The sequence below is a fragment of the Enhygromyxa salina genome, from assembly GCF_002994615.1.
Taxonomy (GTDB): Bacteria; Myxococcota_A; Polyangia; order Nannocystales; family Nannocystaceae; genus Plesiocystis; species Plesiocystis salina_A.
Genome location: NZ_PVNK01000234.1, coordinates 48,876 through 66,313 on the forward strand (window position 1 = coordinate 48,876; position 17,438 = coordinate 66,313).

Annotated in this window: 9 protein-coding genes; 8 read left to right on the forward strand and 1 reads right to left on the reverse strand. The window is 70.0% G+C overall.

Annotated features, from left to right (window positions below; translation table 11 throughout):
* From ENSA5_RS27240 to ENSA5_RS27250, 3 genes are all read left to right on the forward strand, one after another.
* Complete coding sequence (locus tag ENSA5_RS27240; RefSeq protein ID WP_181198192.1) at nucleotides 1-7,563, forward strand: condensation domain-containing protein; 7,563 nt, start codon at nucleotides 1-3, stop codon at nucleotides 7,561-7,563.
* A 40-nt stretch (nucleotides 7,564-7,603) separates the two neighbouring features.
* On the forward strand, nucleotides 7,604-7,900 hold the full coding sequence (locus tag ENSA5_RS27245) for a hypothetical protein (RefSeq protein ID WP_146156172.1): 297 nt from the start codon (nucleotides 7,604-7,606) through the stop codon (nucleotides 7,898-7,900).
* A 211-nt stretch (nucleotides 7,901-8,111) separates the two neighbouring features.
* Complete coding sequence (locus ENSA5_RS27250) at nucleotides 8,112-8,759, forward strand: class I SAM-dependent methyltransferase (RefSeq protein ID WP_106394616.1); 648 nt, start codon at nucleotides 8,112-8,114, stop codon at nucleotides 8,757-8,759.
* A gap of 82 nt (nucleotides 8,760-8,841) precedes the next feature.
* Here the strand turns inward: ENSA5_RS27250 and ENSA5_RS27255 are convergent, their stop codons facing one another.
* Nucleotides 8,842-9,870 (reverse strand): methyltransferase, encoded by a 1,029-nt coding sequence (locus tag ENSA5_RS27255; RefSeq protein ID WP_106394617.1) that lies wholly within the window; start codon nucleotides 9,868-9,870, stop codon nucleotides 8,842-8,844.
* A gap of 41 nt (nucleotides 9,871-9,911) precedes the next feature.
* Between ENSA5_RS27255 and ENSA5_RS27260 the strand changes: the two genes are divergently transcribed.
* The 5 genes from ENSA5_RS27260 to ENSA5_RS27280 all read left to right on the forward strand — a co-directional run bounded on the left by ENSA5_RS27260 (nucleotide 9,912) and on the right by ENSA5_RS27280 (nucleotide 17,276).
* Nucleotides 9,912-10,646 carry a hypothetical protein gene (locus tag ENSA5_RS27260; protein ID WP_106394618.1) on the forward strand — a complete coding sequence of 245 codons (735 nt, stop codon included), beginning with the start codon at nucleotides 9,912-9,914 and terminating at the stop codon, nucleotides 10,644-10,646.
* A 19-nt stretch (nucleotides 10,647-10,665) separates the two neighbouring features.
* Nucleotides 10,666-11,208 (forward strand): Rho termination factor N-terminal domain-containing protein, encoded by a 543-nt coding sequence (locus ENSA5_RS27265; protein ID WP_106394619.1) that lies wholly within the window; start codon nucleotides 10,666-10,668, stop codon nucleotides 11,206-11,208.
* Complete coding sequence (locus ENSA5_RS27270) at nucleotides 11,208-13,388, forward strand: ABC transporter ATP-binding protein (protein ID WP_106394620.1); 2,181 nt, start codon at nucleotides 11,208-11,210, stop codon at nucleotides 13,386-13,388. Before ENSA5_RS27265 ends, ENSA5_RS27270 begins: the two co-directional genes overlap by 1 nt.
* Nucleotides 13,385-16,591 carry an aromatic amino acid lyase gene (locus ENSA5_RS27275; protein ID WP_219906873.1) on the forward strand — a complete coding sequence of 1,069 codons (3,207 nt, stop codon included), beginning with the start codon at nucleotides 13,385-13,387 and terminating at the stop codon, nucleotides 16,589-16,591. The genes ENSA5_RS27270 and ENSA5_RS27275 overlap by 4 nt, the downstream gene beginning before the upstream one ends.
* A gap of 91 nt (nucleotides 16,592-16,682) precedes the next feature.
* Nucleotides 16,683-17,276, forward strand: coding sequence for an SRPBCC domain-containing protein (locus ENSA5_RS27280; protein ID WP_181198194.1), 594 nt, complete (start codon nucleotides 16,683-16,685; stop codon nucleotides 17,274-17,276).
* Nucleotides 17,277-17,438: the final 162 nt, after the last annotated feature.

Below are 17,438 nucleotides of genomic sequence, written 5' to 3' on the forward strand. Positions count from 1 at the left end.
GTGGACGAGCCGAGCACAGAACACGACATCGCGATCGTCGGCATGGCCGGGCGCTTCCCCGGGGCCGTGGACATCGACGCGCTGTGGCGCAACCTCAGCGCTGGCGTGAACAGCATCGTGCCCGTGTCCGACGAGGTGCTGTGGGCGGCCGGCGTTCCCGAGGAGATGCTGCGCGACCCCGCCTACGTCAAGGTCAGCGCGCAGTTCGACGACGTCGAGCTCTTCGACGCGAACTTCTTCGGCTACACCCCCGCTGAGGCCGCGCGCATGGATCCCCAGGCGCGGGTCTTCCTCGAGCTCGCCTGGGCCGCGTTCGAACACGCCGGCCTCGATCCCGCGCGCAGCCCCGGGCCTGTCGGCGTGTTCGCGGGCTCGGCCAGCAACGGCTACTACGTCCGCCACCTCGTCGACAACGGCATCGGCCTCGACAGCGATTATCAGGTCTACTACGCCAACCAAGACGACTTCCTGACGACGGCCATCGCCTACAAGCTCGACCTGCGCGGGCCCGCCGTCACCGTTCAGACCTTCTGCTCGACCGCGCTCGTCGCGACCCACATGGCCTGCCAGAGCATCCTCGATGGTGAGTGCGACGTGGCCCTCGCTGGCGGAGTTGCGATCTCGCTGCCCAGGCGCGGCGGCTACCTGCACTGGCCCGGAGGCATCAGCAGCTCCGACGGCAAGGTCCGCCCCTTCGACGCGCGCGCGGACGGGACCGTGTTCTCGAGCGCAGCAGGGGCCGTCGTGCTCATGCGCCTCGACGACGCGCTGCGCGACGGCTTCTTGGTCCACGCCGTCATTCGCGGCACGGCGATCAACAACGACGGCGCGCTCAAGGCCGGCTACAGCAGCCCCAGCCTCGAAGGCCAGGCCGCGGTCATCGTCGAAGCCATGGCCGCCGCCGACGTCAGCCCCGACAGTATCGGCTTCGTCGAAGCTCACGGGACGGGGACCAACATCGGCGATCCGATCGAGGTCGCGGCCCTGACCCGGGCCTACCGAACCCAGACCGCGCGCCGCGGCTACTGCCGGCTCGGCTCGCTCAAGGGCAACATCGGTCACGCCAACGCGGCGGCCGGGGCCGCCGCGCTGATCAAGGCCACCTTGGCTCTCGAGCGTGAGCAGATCCCCCCGACGATCAACTTCGAGCGCGCCAACCCGATCATCGACCTCCCGTCGACGCCCTTCGTCGTCAACGTCGAGGGCGAGCCCTGGCCGCGCGGGTCGGCGCCGCGGCGGGCCGGCGTCAGCAGCCTCGGCTTTGGCGGCACCAACGCCCACGTGATCCTCGAGGAGGCGCCGGCGCTCGAGCCCGCGCGCCCGAGCCGGGCTCACGTTCTCCTCGTGGTGTCCGCGCGAACCGAGGCGGCGCTGAGGACCCGTTGCGAGCAGCTCGCCGAGCACCTCGAGCGCCACCCCGAGCTCGAGCTCGACGATGTTGGCTGGACCTTGCAGGTTGGGCGGCGAGCGATGAGCTACCGCGCCGCGATCGTGGTCTCGAGCCGGGCCGAGGCGATCGAGGCGCTGCGTGCGGGCCCGCGGATCGTGCGCTGCGAGTCGCGGACGAGCGCGCCCGCGCTGCCGACCGAGCTCGAGGCGAGGCTGCGCGCTGTCGGGGAGGCGTGGTCCGCCGGGGCCGAGTTCGACTGGGCCGAGCTCGCGGGCCCGGGTCGGCGTCGCGTGCCGCTTCCGAGCTACCCCTTCGAGCGCGCCCGCTACTGGATCGACACCCCGATCGCGCGTCGACGCCAGCGGCGACCCCTCAGCGAGTGGTTTCACCGCGACGCCTGGCGGCAGGCGCGGGCGCCCGCGGGCAGGGGGGCGCGGTGGCTGGTGCTCGGCGCGGAGGATCAACCCGGGCTCGTGGCCAGCTTGCGCGCCGCGGGCCAAGCCTGCCGGATCGCCGGGCGCGTCGAGGCGCTCGAGCTCGACGAGGGCGAGGGCCTGCTCGATCTGCGCGGCCTCGACGAGTTTCGCCCTGCGCGGGTGCTCGAGGTCGGGCGCGCGCTCGGGCGCAGCCCCGCGCGCGTCGTGTTCGTGACCCGGTCCGCTGTCGCCATCAGCCAGTCGGAGCGCCTCGATCCGCTGGCGCGGGCGGCCCTGGCCCTCTCGACGGTCCTCAGCCGCGAGCGGCCCGAGCTCGACGTCCGGGTGATCGATGCGGTCGCCTCGCGCTTCGCTGGCGCCGGTGCGCTCGCAGCCGAGCTCGCCGCTGGCGAGGAGCCGCGCGTCGCCCTCCGGGGGCGCCAGCGCTGGATCCCCGCCCCGCTCGAGCTCGAGCCTCCGCAGGCGGCCGAGCTCGCGGAGCGGTCGTGGTGGGTGATCGGCGCGAGCTCGGTCGCGACCAGGCTCGCGCGCCACCTCCTGGAGCGCGGCTGCGGCGTGGCCGTGACCGGCGTCGAGCTCGACGGGTGTGCCAGCGTCGAGCTCGACCTCGCCCAGGTCCAGGCCGCGATCGGGACCCCCGACGGGGTCGTCCTCGCCGACGCGCCGCGAGGGCTCGCGACCTTCGCGCCGCTGTTCGAGCCCGGGCTCGCGGTCACCACCGAGCTGCCCGAGGCCGACGACCTCGCCCAACTCGAGCAGCTCGCGGCCATCGAGCAGCTCGCGCGCGCGTGCCCGCGCCGCCTGGTCCTGTCGAGCCTCGTAGGCTGGGTCGGCGGCTACGGCTTCGGCCGATCGGCGACGGCCAGCGCCTTCGCCGAGGCCTGGGCCCGGGATAAGGGCTGGGCGAGTGCGGCCCTCGACGTCTGCGCGGCCGACCTCGGGCGCGAGCACCAGCCCGCGGCCATCCGCGTCGAGGAGGAGCGAGAGCTCTTCGACTGCCTGCTCGCGCTCGAGCCCGACGAGCACGTGCTCGTGTCCACGACCGAGCTCCTCGGTCGCCTTCGCCACGTCGAGGTCCGCGACCGACGACTAGGCTCGACCAGCCAGCTGCAGCCTCGGCCCGAGCTCGACACGCCCTACCTCGCCCCGCGCGACGACGAGGAGCGCATGCTCGCCCGGATTTGGTCCGAGCTCTTCGAGCTCGAGCGCGTCGGCGTCCACGATGACTTCTTCGAGCTGGGCGGCCACTCCCTGCTTGTCACGCAGCTGGCCGTGCGCGTGCGCGTGCGTGCCGCGATCGAGCTGTCGGTGGTCGAGCTGTTCGAGCACCCGACCGTCGCGGCCCAGGCCGAGCGGCTGCGCGCGCGCGCGAGCTCCGAGCGCGAGGGCCAGCTCGCCGAGCGAGTCGCCAACATGCAGATCCCGCCGCGCCCGGCGGACCAACCGACGCCGCTGTCGTTCTCGCAGCAGCGGCTGTGGTTCATCGACCAGCTCGAGGGCGGGACCGCCGTCTACAACGAGCCCCGGACCCTGCTGCTCGACGGGCCGCTCGACGTCGCCAAGCTCGAGGCCGCGCTCACGACCCTCGTCGCGCGCCACGAGATCCTGCGCACCTCACTAGGCTCGCGCGCCGGCGTCGCCCATCAGCAGGTCCATCCGCCCTGGGTCGTCGAGCTCGATCTCGACGACGTGTCGGCGGCGCCCGACCCCGCGCAGGCCCTCGCCGCGCGCGTCGACGCCGAGCTCGAGCGCGTCTTCGATCTCGAGCGCGCGCCGCTGTGGCGGGCGGTCCTGGTCCAGCTCGGTCCGCGCCGGCACGCGCTCGTGAGGACCCACCACCACGCGATCACCGATGGCTGGTCGACCGAGGTGTTCAACCGCGAGTTGTTCACGCTCTACGCGGCGGCCTGCGCCGGCGAGCCCGCCAGCCTCGCGCCCCTGACGCTCCAGTATGGGGACTACGCCGCCTGGCAGCGGCGCCTGTTCGGGGCCGAGCGAGCCCGGGCTGAGCTCGACTACTGGCGGGAAGCCCTCGCCGACTTGCCGCTCGAGCCCGTACTGAGCACCGATCACCCGCGCGCGGGCGGGCGTCAATTCGTCGGCGGGAGCCTCGACTTTCGCTACGACCCCGCGCTCACCGACGCGGTCCAGGCCTTCGCCCGACGTGAGGGCGCGACCCTGTTCGCGGTCCTGCTCGCCGCCTTCGGCGTGTTGCTCGGACGCCTCGGTGATCGCCGCGACGTGCCGATCGGCACGCCCGTCGCCAACCGAACCCGGGCCGAGCTCGAGGGCCTCGTCGGCCTGTTCGTCAACACCCTGGTGACCCGCGTGCGCCTCGACGGCGCGCCGACGTTTCGCGAGCTCGTCGGCCGCGTCAGCGCGATGTCCGTCGCCGCCTTCGCCCACCAGGAGCTCCCCTTCGAGCACGTCGTCGACGCCGTCGCACCGACCCGCGACCTCTCGCGCTCGGCCCTGTTTCAGGTCATGTTCGTGGTCCACAAGCCCGCGGTCGAGCGCTTCGAGGTCGCCGGCCTGGAGGTCTCGCGGGTGGAGCCGCGGCGGAGGCCCTCGCGCTTCGACTTGAGCCTGATCGTCGAGCCGACCGAGCGCGGGCTCAAGTGTCGCTTCGACTACGCCGCCGAGCTGTTCGAGGCCGCGACCATCGAGGCCTATGCCGAGCAGCTGGGGGTCCTGTTGCGCGCGGCGCTCGCTGAGCCCGAGCTCGAGATCGACGCGCTCCCGCTGCTCGGCGAGGCCGGCCGCGAGCGCCTCGCCGCATGGAACCCCCCGACGCGCGCGAGCACGGGGCCGCTGATCCACGAGCGGGTCGCGGCGCTCGCCCGCGTCGACCCCGATCGGGTCGCGCTCGTCGACGCCGAGCGGCGGTGGTCGTACCGCGAGCTGCACGAGGCCAGCAACGGCCTCGCGTGGCGACTGCACGACGAGCAGCCCGGGGATCGGGCGCCGGTCGCCGTGCTCGCCGTGCGAGCGGGTGCGACCATCGTTGCGATGCTGGCTGCGTTCACGGCTGGCCGCCCCTTCGTCCCCATCGACCCCAAGCTGCCGGAGGCCCGCGTCCGCCAGCTCATGACCCTCGCCGGCGCGGATCGGCTCGTCGAGGCGGACGCGAGCGCTGCCCCGCGTCCCGATCCGCCGCCCCCGGTCGCAGACCTCAGCGACGTCGCCTACATCATCTTCACGTCCGGCTCGACCGGGACCCCCAAGGGCGTCGCTGTCGAACACCTGCAGCTGTGCTCCTACATCGACGGCGCGATCGAGCGCCTGGCGCTCGAGCCCGGCCGCGCTCACGCCGTCGTCTCGAGCCTGGCCGCAGACCTCGGTCACACTTCGATCTTCGCCGCCCTGAGCACTGGCGGCACGCTGCACGTGTTCTCGCTCGTCGAGGTCACCGACCCGCAGGCCTTCGCCGCGCGGATGCAGGGCGTGGACTACCTCAAGATCGTGCCGAGCCACCTCGCGGCCCTGCTCGGCCCGGACCCGAGCGCGGCGCTGCCACGGCGCGGGCTCGTCATCGGTGGTGAGGCGGCCTCGGTCGACTGGCTGCGCGAGCGCGTGCTGCCCCACGCCTCGTGTCGCGTCGACAATCACTACGGCCCGACCGAAGCGACGGTCGGGGTCCTGACGCACCACATCGATCGCGCGGCCTCGCGGATCCCCCTGGGGTTGCCGCTGCCTGGCGCGCGCGTCGAGGTGCTCGACGCCAGCGGCGGCCCGTGCGGTGTCGGAGGCGTTGGGGAGATCTGCGTCAGCGGACCCCAGGTCGCCCGTGGGTACCTGGCCTCAGCCACCTCGACCGGCGGGTTCGTCCCGGACCCACGCGACGGCGGCCGCATGTACCGGACCGGCGATCGGGGTCGACGCCGCGCCGACGGCCGCATCGAGTTCCTCGGCCGCATCGACGATCAGACCAAGATCGCGGGCTACCGCGTCGAGCCCGGCGAGCTCCGAGCGCTGCTCGTGGCCCACCCCGAGGTCGACGACGCCGCCGTGATCGTGCGAGCCAGGGGCGACGGGGAGCGGCAGCTGCTCGCCTACGCCGTCGCCCCATCGGCGAGCTCCGATGCGCTCATCCGCTACCTCGAGGAGCGCCTCCCGCCCGCCCTCGTGCCCCGCGCAGTGGTCCTGCTCGAGCGCCTCCCGCTGACCGCCAACGGCAAGCTGGATCGCAAGGCGCTACCCGAGCCCGAGCCCGAGCCACGAGCCGCGGCCGTCGCTGGATCGGCGCGGACCGAGCTCGAGGCCCGCATACTCGCGGCCTGGTCCGAGGTGCTCGAGCGTCCCCTGGCGGCCACCGACAACTTCTTTGCCATGGGTGGGGACTCCTTCGCGACGTTGCGAGTCGTCGCGCGCCTGCAGCGAGATGGTCTTCAGGTCAGCGCGCGCGCGATCTTTCGCCACCAGACCGTGCGTTCGCTCGCGGCCGCACTGGGTCCGGGTACTGACGCCGCCGTCGCGCCCCGTCCGCGAGCCGAGCGACAGCGGCTCAGCCCTCGTCAGGCACGAATCCGGGCGGCCGGCGAGCGCCCGGGCGAACGAGCGGCGTGGAATCGTCTGCTCGTGCTCGAGCACATTCGAGGCCCGCTCGTGCCCGAGGACCTCGGGGCCTCGCTGCAGGTCGTGGTCGCGCGCCACGAGGCGCTGCGGACCGCGTTCCCGGACGGCGAGCAGCGCGTCGAAACGAGCGCGCGCGTGCCGTGGACGCGCGCGCGGCTGCGGGCGAGCGCGGACGTGCTCGGTTCCCTCGCCGAGCCCCTCGCCGAGCTGCTCGAGACGCCCATGACCCTCGACGAGGCGCCGCTCTTGCGGGCGGCGCTGTTCGAGCTCGGCGACGACGAGCACGTGTTCGCCTTGGTTGGTCACGAGCTCGTCACCGACGTGACCTCCGCCGGGATCATCTGGCACGAGCTGTGTCGGATCTACGCCGGCGAGCAGCTCCCGCCGCCGCGGCTGCACTTCCTCGACGCCCTCCACTGGCGCAACGAGCAACCCGGGCCCAGCCTCGCTCGGTGGCGTGAGGTCCTGCTGCCACCTCCTGCGCGACTGGCGTTGCCAGGGGCGGGCTCCGAGCCCCAGGACTTTCGCGGCCACCGAGCCCGCTTTTCCATCCCGCGCGAGGCCTCGGAGGCCCTGTCGGCCCGGGCCCAGAGCCTCGGAGTCACTCGCTTCGCGGTCCTGCTCGCTACCCTGGCCTCGATGGTGTCCGCGTGGACGGGGCAAGACGACATCGTCGTCGGCGTTCCGTTCACGGGCCGGGTCCACCCCAGCCTCGCGGGGGTCGTCGGTCCCCTGGTCAATCCGCTGCCGATTCGCCTGCGGGTCAGCGCCGATTTCGACACCCTCGCGCGCGCGAGCTCGGCCGAGCTGTACAGGGCCGTGAGCGAGGAGGTCGCGTTCGAGGTCCTGCTCGCCGAACTCGACATCGAGCCCGAGCCCAGCCACTCCCCCCTGTTTCAGATCCTGCTCACGCACCAAGGCGAGCTCCCCGAGCACGCTCACTTGCCCGGCTGCGCTGGCGCCCCCCTGTTTCCAGCGGGATACTCGGCTCGCTACGATCTCACCGTGGCGCTGTGGGAGAAAAATGATGAGACGCTCGGCTTCGTCGCGGGGCCGTGCCACCGCTTCACCCTCCAGCAACTCGAGACGACGGCCCATCGGTTGGTGGAGACGATCCTCGCCAAGTGTCAGGCCGGCATCCCGAACTCCACCTTCACGTGATACAAACCAACCCGCGTTCACCAAAAGGAACTGATCGATCATGAAAGCCGCTGTTATTAAAGTCGCGAAGTCCCCCGCCGGAGCCCTCGTCGTCGGGTTCTTGACCCGTGAGCTTCTCGCCGCTGCTGGCTGGACCACCAAGACAGTCGTCAAGGGGACGATCCGCCACTCCATCAAGCTTCAGCGCACGATCAAGGATCTCGTCAACGAAGCCAAGCACGAGATCAACACGCTCGCCGAAGAGGCCACCGAGGAGCTCGACGACGTCGAGGGCAACCTCGTGGGCAGCGACCACGATGGAGACGCTGCGGGCGGGAGCGAAGCTCCTGCCACCTGACCCGCGAGTGGCTGGGTCCGACGTGTCTGGCTCTGCCAGCCCCGATGCGGCTCGGCAATTTTGGGACCGAGTCGACGACGAGCGCTGGGGGGACACCTTTCCTCCCTGGCGTCCTACTGTTCGCGAGCGTGCACAGTTTGCCGAGCTCATCGCGGCCCACGTCGGCGGTCGAGCCGCGATCTTGGGCTCGACACCCGAGCTACGCGATCTCATGTCGGAAGTCCGGCTCCCCACCGCCGTCGTGGAGCAGTCCGCGTCGATGTACCGGGTCATGTCGGCGCGCTGCCGCGACACCTCGCTGGAGACCTTCCACGAGTCTGACTGGCTCGCGTGGCTCGAGGGCTGCGCCGACGACAGCCACGACCTGATCCTCGGCGATCTGATCGTGCGGATTCTTCCAGACGAGGTCCTCGGACCGCTATTTGTCGAGCTTCGGCGCGTGCTCCGGCCCGGCGGCAGCCTGTGCCTGCGCATGCACATCGTCCGCGAGCGGCAGGCCGTCGACCCGGCCGCTCTCCTCGAGCGCTACCAGTCGCTGCGCCTGTTCGACGAGTGGGTCGTGGATCGGCTGTTCTTCTCGCTGTCGGAGGGCTTCTTCGATGTCGACACCGGCCTCGTCGACGTCGCGGCCATGACCGAGGCGCTCACCGCTGTCGCCCCCAAGCAGGCGCTCGTCGAGCTGTTCGCCGCCAAGTGGGGAGCCCTTCCCCTGAGCTACCACGTCCGCAGCGAGGCCAGGCTGCGGGCGCTCGCCGGTCCCGGGCTCACGCCGAGGATCCTCCCTTGTCAGTATCTCTTGCCGGACACGCTTCACCTCGTCGAATGGAAGCGCCGAGCTACGAGTAGCGAGTCGCGCTAGCAGCCCGTGGTGCAATGCCTCGCGCCGCCTCGCTTGGTCTTTTCGCCGAGGGCTTTGTCGCCAAAACTTGCAGTACGTCGCGCTAGGCAGGCCGGCCCTCGAACCAGTAGTGCCCCGTCCCGAGCTGACCCATCCGGGGCACGGTGAACCCGGCCTCTTGCATGATCGCGCGCATGCGGGCCTCGTCGCGCGCGTCGGTCTCGTCCTCGCAGATGGCCATCTGCAGGACTGCGTTCATCAGACGATCGAGGCTCGGCTCGTCGTCTTCGACCAGGTGCTCGACGACCAGCAGGGCGCCTCCGTCGAGGGCGCGCCGGACCGTCTCGAGGATGCGCACACAGCTGGCGTCGTTCCAGTTGTGGAGCACGTTCTTGACAATGTAGAGGTCCCCGCGAGGGAGCTCCTCGAAGAAGTCTCCGGCGACGAAGTTCAGGCGCTCGAGCAGTTCGGCGTCCCTCGACGCGGCGATGGTCTTCACCGCCCGCTCACACACGTCCTGCCGATCGACGCACAACCCCCGCAGCTGCGGGTGCGCCCGCAAGATCGCCCGCACGACGACCCCGCTGCCGCCGCCAACGTCGACCACGGTCTGGACACCCTCGTAGTCGTAGCTCGACGCGAGGTCGACCGCGGCGTCGCGGCTGATCTCGTCCATCGCCAGGTCGTAGACTCGAGCGGTCTCGGGGTTGCGCTCCATGTGCTCGTAGAGCGAGGTTCCATAGACGTGCCGGAGGCCCGACTGTCCCGTGTTCGCGGTATGCACGAGCGCGCCGTATGCCTGGTAGTACTCGGCGCCGTTGAGCATGCAAAAGTGTCGAAGCGAGCGCGGGTGCTCCGTCTGGAGGCGAGCCCCGAGCGGGCCGAGCGAGAACTTCTGACCGTCCTCGACCATGAAAAGACCGAACTTCACGAGCGCGCGCATGATCCGCGAGAGCGGCTTGGGCTGACACCCGGTCAACTTCGCGAGTTCGTCACAGGTCTTGGCCGACTCGGCCAAGTGGTCGGCGACGCCGAGTCGTGCAACCACGTGGATACACTGACTGAGGAGAGCCGAGCCCGTGAGGGATATCAGGGTCATTCCACTCGGAGCTTTGTCGTTCATAGCGCTCATTCCTCGGTGTTGCTGTATCCTCCGGCATCGGACGAGTCAAGATGATCGGTGTCTCGGACAACAGTGAGGGGGCCCGAGCCCAGCGCGTCGAGCCTGTCGACGGCGACGCGGATGCGCCCTTGTATCGCTACGATCAGTACGACTTGGCTCTGCTCGAGCGCGATCTCGAGGCCGCCTGCGCGGGCTGGGACTGGAGCGAGGGGGTGTTCGGACACGCGCTCTCGCTCCCCGCTCCCGAGCAGCTGTGTGAACCTGCGCGCCGACACTACAACAACCTCCCGTTCGCGAATCGTCTCGCTTCGTGCCCCTACTTCCAGTCGATCCTCGACTCCTTCGAGTGCGACGTGATGTCTCTGCGCTTGCTCCGGCGGCCGCCCAACTCGCTCTACGGGCTCCACACCGACCACGACAAGGGTGAGCGGACGGTCCGAATGCAGATACCGATTCGCTCACCGCACGACGCGTTCATGGTCGTCACGACCTACGCAGACATGCGCGAGCTCCCGGACACCGAGGCCACGCGACGGCTCAGCGGATCGGCGACGATCTCGGGCAGCCGACAGAAGCTGACGCGCTGGCTCGACGACCTGGTGGCCGACAGCGAGGGACGCATCAACCTGTACCAGCTGGACGTCGGCTGGTCTTACCTGTTCGACACGGACAACGTTCACACCCTCGCAAACCTCGGGATGAGCGAGCGGGTTGTTCTCGCCATTGACTGCGTTGCCAACGACTGGCTGCTCGCTCGATACCCCGAGATCGCAAGTCTCATCTGAGCACAAGGACTCCCAGACCATGGCCAAAATATCATCATTTCTCGCGGGCGCCGCGATTGGGGCTGCCGCCGGCGCGACCGCCGGTGTCGTCCTGCGCCCACACCTGCGAACCCTCGCCAAGACTGCCATCTCCGGCTACTACCTCGGCAAGCGCCACGCCCTCGAGCTCGCGTCGCTCGTGAGCGAGGAGCTCGAGGACCTCCATGCCGAGGTCCTCGACGAGTGGCAGACCGCAAACTCCTCGGGCACGACCGTGTCCGCAGACGCATCCAGCGACCACGGGGTCGACGCCCACGGCGCTGGCGAGGCCTCGACGTGCGCGCCGCCCCAGCCCGAGAACGCTGCGAGCGCCGAGCCCTCGACGGATCAGGACGAGGCTCAGACTGGAGCGACTCACGACGCCTGCGTGGACGGGTCGGAGGCCGGCGAGCGCGAGCTCGAGACCATGACCGTTAGCGAGCTCCGCGACGCACTCATCAAACTCGGTGTCCAGCTCGGCACGCGCATGCGCAAGGCCGAGCTCATCACCCAACTTCGTTCCCTCACCCATCCCGAGACTTGATGCCTCAATTCGGAGACTCGAGCAGCCTGCGGCTGCGCTCGGCCACTCGCGGGCGAGAGCGCTGGCGCGTCCCCCAGATCTACCGCAACCCCAGGCGCGCGCGGGCCGTGAGCGAGTACCTCGAGCACGACCCCCAGGTGCTGTCGGTCGGGGCCAACCCTGCGACCGCGGGCGTGCTCGTCACCTACGTCCCTGGCGCTCGTATCGACGTCTTTCAGCTGCTCGGCGAGGCCCTCGGCCTGGTCCGTCCTCGCCCGCGTGCGGCCGCTGCCTCGCGCCCGCCCACGACGGTGGCCGACGGCCAGACCGGCGGCTCTTCGCGCGCGCCGACGCCGAGCTCGACCCAGGAGGCCCCAGTCGCGCGCTTGCTCGAGCGCATCGAGGTTGACCGCCGCAGCTTCCGGCGCGCGACGGCCACGGCCGTGCTCGCGGCTGCGGGCGCGTTTGCGCCCAACCTCGCCCTCGCGGCCGTGACCAACGCCGCGCGTGACGAAGGCAACCCGCTCCTGAGCCGCCTGGGGATCGAGAGCGTCAACAAGCAACTGGTGCTGCTCGGCAGCACGGTCGTCGCTGGCTTCGGCCTCGACCTCTCGCTCGAGTACATCAACAAGGGCCGCTGGCTCGAGTTCGCTGCCGAGCTCGAGGATCGCGTCAAGCTGATGGCCTTCGATCACATCCAGCGCCTCGACCTGAGCTACATCGACGCGCAGAGCACCGGGCAGCTGCTGAGCATCATCGTCGAAGACGCCGCTGCGCTGCGCCGCTACTACGAGGAGGGCTACACGGACATTGTCAAGAAGCTGACCGCCGTGGCCCTCAGCAACGTGCTGCTGTTCAGCGTGTCGCCGGCCCTCGGTCTGCTCGCCAATGTCTCGCTGCCGCTGATCTATGCCGCCTCACGCTACTTCAAGCCGCGCACGGCCTCGGTCTACCGCGAGGCGGCGAGCGCCCAGGCCGAGTTCAGCAAGGCGCTCACGGACAACCTCTCTGGCATCGCGACGATCAAGAGCTTCACCAACGAGGAGATCGAGGTCGAGCGCCTGCGCGAGCTCAACGGCGAGCTCATCGAGGCCAACCGCCGCGCGTTCGAGGCCCGCTACAGCCACTCGGGGACCATGCGCGGCCTGTTCTACGTCAGCTGGGCCACAACCGTCACCCAGGCGAGCTACCTGCTCACGGTCGGCAAGATCAGCCGCCCCCTCTACTCGCTCGTCCTCTACGTGATCCCCCAGCTGATCGCGTCGATGTTCGGCATCGACGAGACCACCAACCTCCATCGCCGCGCCAACGCTGCGGCCGAGCGGATCCTCGGGATCCTCGAGATCGAGACCGAGGTCATCGACGGCGGCGAGGAGCTGCTCGAGCGCAGCCAGGGCCACGTGCGCTTCGAGCAGGTCCGCTTCGCCTACCCCAACAACGAGCCCGTCCTCGACGGCTTCGACCTCGACATCGAGCCGGGTATCACCGCGATTGTTGGCAGCTCGGGGTCGGGCAAGAGCACCGTCGCCAAGCTGCTGATGCGCTTTTACGACGTCGACGAAGGCAGGGTGACCCTCGACAGCCGTGACATCCGCGAGCCGACCCTCCGCAGCCTCCGCGCGCAGATCGGCTACGTCGGACAGGAGCCCTACCTGTTCCCCGGCACGCTCGAGGACAACATTCGCTTCGGGCGGCCGTCCGCGAGTCTCGACGATATCCGGCGCGCGGCCGAGATCGCGGAGATCTCCGAGTTCATCGAGTCGCTGCCCGAGGGCTACCAGACGCGCATCGGAGAGCGAGGCGCGCGCCTGTCTGGTGGCCAGCGTCAGCGCGTCTGCATCGCGCGGGCGCTGCTCAAGGACCCCCCGATTCTGGTCCTTGACGAAGCGACGGCGGCGGTCGACAACAAGACCGAGGCCGCGCTGCAGCGCTCGATCGCCCGGATCGCCGAGGGCCGCACGATCATCATGATCGCGCATCGCCTCGACAGCATCCGCAACGCCGATCGCATCGTCGTGATCGAGCGCGGCCGCATCCAGGAGAGCGGCACCCACGAGCAGCTGCTCGCGCACAAGGGCCTCTACGCGTCGCTGTGGCGGGTCCAGGCCAGCAAGGGCTCCGAGGCCAAGACCGCAGATCGGGCCAAGCCCGCGCAGAAGGTCGAGGCCCCGCGGATGGTCGCCAGGAGGACGGGCTGGTGAAAGATACCGACTGCGTGCGGGTCGAGGGCACCGGCCTGAGCATCGAGGACGTCGTTCGTGTTTGTCGCAAGGGTGCGCGAGCCGAGCTCAGCGACGCTGCGGGCGTCCGCGCGCGCATGCGGGCCTCCCGCGACATGGTCAGCGACGCCGTCGAGCAGCAAGAGCCGATCTATGGGGTCACGACGGGCTTCGGCGGCATGGCCCACGTTCCGATCCCGCGCGAGGAGGCCGCCGCGCTGCAGACCAACATGCTCTGGTACCACAAGACCGGGAGCGGTCGGCTCCTCGCGCTCGACGACGTCCGCGCGGCGATGTTGCTGCGGGCCAACTCACTGGCGCAGGGCATCTCGGGCATCCGCGTGGAGCTCGTCGAGCGCCTGCTCGACTTCCTCAACCGCGGCGTCACGCCGCACGTCCCCGAGCACGGCAGCATTGGAGCCAGCGGCGACCTCGTACCCCTCGCGTACATTGCTGGCTCGATCACCGGCCTCGACGATGCGTTCCACGTCGACCACGAGGGCGAGACGATCGGCGCGCGCACCCTCGGCGCGCGCCTCGGCATCGAGCCCATGGCCCTCGAGCCCAAGGAGGGCCTGGCGCTGATGAACGGGACCAGCGTCATGACTGGGGTCGCGGCCACCGTCGTTCACGACGCCGAGCGCCTCCTTGCCGTGGCCATGCACGCCCACGCGCTGTTCATCCAGGCGCTGCGCGGCACCAACCAGTCGTTTCACCCGTTCATTCACCGCCACAAGCCTCACCGGGGCCAGCGCTGGGCGGCGAACCACATGTTCGACCTCCTCTCCGGCAGCCAGCTGTCCCTCGACCAGGTCCACGGGCGCCACCTGTACCGCGAGGGCGAGCTGATCCAGGATCGCTACTCGCTGCGCTGTCTGCCCCAGTTCCTCGGCCCGATCGTCGACGGCCTGGCCTGCATCCGCGCGCAGGTCGAGGTCGAGATCAACAGCGTGACTGACAATCCGCTGATCGACGCCGATAACCACGCCGCCTACAACGGCGGCAACTTCCTCGGACAGTACATCGGCGTGGCGATGGACCAGCTGCGCTACTACCTCGGGCTGCTCGCCAAGCACCTCGACGTTCAGATCGCCCAGCTCGTCGCGCCCGAATTCAGCAAGGGCCTGCCGGCCTCGCTCATCGGCAACACCGAGCGCTCGGTCAACATGGGCCTCAAGGGCCTGCAGCTGAGCGCGAACTCGCTGATGCCGTTGCTCGGCTACTACGGCAACACCCTCGCCGATCGCTTCCCGACCCACGCCGAGCAATTCAACCAGAACATCAACAGCCAGGGCCTCGGCTCGGCCAACCTCGCGCGTCGATCGATCGAGCTGCTGCAGCAGTACCTCGCGATGTGCCTGGTGTTCGCGGTCCAGGCCGTCGATCTGCGGACCAAGCTCGTGGCTGGCAACTACGACGCGAGCGCGAGCCTCTCACTCGCCACACTCGCTACCTACCGGGCCGTGCGCGAGCTGACCGACAACCCGGCCCGACCCGAGCGCGCGTTCTTGTTCAACGACGACGAGCGCGTCCTCGACGCGGACATCCGTCGGATCACCGAGGATCTCGCCCACGGTGAGCTGCTCGCGTCGGCGGTCTCCGACACGCTCGCAAGCCTGCGCGACATCGACCGGGCGCGCGCCGTGACGCCCACGCCCACGCCCACGCCCACGCCCACGCCCACGCCCACAGCCACGCCCGCGCCAAGCACGGTCAACGTCGCCGAGTCTCTCGAGCGCGGCGCCCGGGACTACCCCGAGCGCGTCGCCGTGCTCTTCGAGGGCGCGACCCTCAGCTATGGCGAGCTCGACCGCCGCGTCAACCGGCTCGCCAACACCCTGCGCGAGCTCGGCGTCGGCCGGGGCGATCGTGTGGCCCTGCTCCTGCCCAACACCCCAGACTTCGTGATCGCCTACCTCGGCATCCAAAAGCGCGGCGCGATCGCGGTCTCGGTCAGCCCGGCCCTGAAGCCGGCCGAGCTCGAGTTCTTGCTCGGCGACTGCACGGCCAAGGCGATCCTCTCGACCTCCGCGCTGCTCGCCCAGGTACCGGAGCTCGACAGCCTCGAGCACCGCCTGGCCGTCGACGCCGACGAGGGCCTCCCGCGCCTGCTCGCTGCCGCCTCCGACGCCGCCCGGGCCGAGCCGATGGCCTGGGACGACCCCTGCGCGATCGTCTACAGCTCGGGGACGACGGGGGTCCCCAAGGGCGCGACCCTGTCCCACGGCAACGTGATCTCCAACACCAGGGCCAAGCGACGCTACCTCGACATTCGCCCGGACGATCGCCTGTTGCTGTTCATGCCCCTGTTTCACTGCTTCGGCCAAAACGCGGTCATGAACGCCTCGCTGTACGCTGGGGCCACGCTCGTGCTCATGCGTCGCTTCGAGCCCAGGCGCGTGCTCTCGACCATCGCCGAGGCCGGGGTCACCATGTTCTTCGGCATCCCGACGACCTTCGCGGTGCTCCTCGACCGGCTCGAGTCGCTGGGCTCGATCCGCTACTGCTTCTCCGCGGCCGCGACCCTCCCGGTCGAGCTCGAGCGTCGCTGGCGCGAGCGCTTCTCGATCCCGCTGCACCAGGGCTACGGCCTGACCGAGACCTCGCCCTTCGCCAGCTACAACCACAACGAGCGCTACAAGCTCGGCTCGATCGGTACACCGATCGAGGGGACCGAGATGAAGATCGTCGACGTCGAGACCGGCGCGGACCTCAGCGCGGGCGAGACCGGCGAGATCCTCATCCGCGGCGAGAACGTCATGCTCGGCTACTGGCGTCGCCCTGACGAGACCCGGGCGATGATCGACGCCGACGGCTGGCTTCACAGCGGCGACGCCGGCCGCATGGATCTCGATGGCTACTTCTACCTCGTCGATCGGCTCAAGGACATGATCAACGTCGGCGGGCTCAAGGTCTATCCCGCCGAGGTCGAGGGCGTGCTCCACCAGCACCCCGCGGTCGCCGAGATCGCCGTGTTCGGTGTCGAGGACGCCTTCCTTGGCGAGCAGGTGCACGCCCACGTGGTCCTCGCCGAAGGCGCCGATGTCGGGGTCGCTGAGCTGCAACGCTTCTGTCGTGAGCGGATCGCCAACTTCAAGGTCCCGACCGTCATGCACCTCGTCGACGAGCTGCCCAAGGGTCGCACTGGCAAGGTCCTCAAGCGCCTGCTGCGAAAACGTGGGTGACCAGCGGCAGCGGCCGCGTGGTTCGGTCCGCGATCACGACGCAGACGCAGAGCGGGGCACCGAAGCCCTTGGCTTCGGCTATGTTGTCGGCGTGCGACTGACCTGGATCGCAGCCCTCTTCGGCCTCGTTGCCCTGTTCGTGCTCTCGTGTGCCCACGCTTCGTCTCACGACCCGAGCTACGATCCAGCCCGCGACCGCAAGATCCCGCGACCGCCGAAGGTCGTCGAGTGGACCCACGAGGCCCACTTCAACGCGCCGCCCGAGCAGGTCTGGGCCGTCCTCGTCGACTTCGAACACTACGCGGATTGGAACCCCTGGCTGGTGTCGGCGTCCGGTCCGGCCGAGGTCGGGGCGCGGGTGGACATCACCGTCGTGCTCGGAGACAAGCGCCGCGAGATGTGGCATCGAGTCGTCAGCGTCGACGAACCACACAGCTTTTGCTGGCGTGACGCCGGGCCAACGACGAGCTTCGCGACCGGCCTTCGCTGTCGGGAGCTCGTCGACGACGGGGCCGGGGGGACGGACTTTCGCGTGGTGCTGACGGTCGGCGGGGCGTTCCGCTCGATGGTGCGCAAGCGCTACGGCCCGCGGCTCGAGGCCTCGATGGCGGCAGAGACGGCCGCGCTCGGCGAAGAGGTCGCGCGTCGAGCTGCCGCCAACTCGAGCCAGGCTCGCCCAATCTAGCAGCCCGGGGTGCAATGCATCGTGTCGCCTCGCGCCGGAATGTTCGCCGAGGGCGCGAAGCCAAAACGCCGCTGTACCGGGCGTACTGCAAGTTTTGGCGACAAAGCCATCGGCGAAGAGGCCAAGCGAGGCGGCGCGAGGCATTGCACCCCGGGCTGCTAG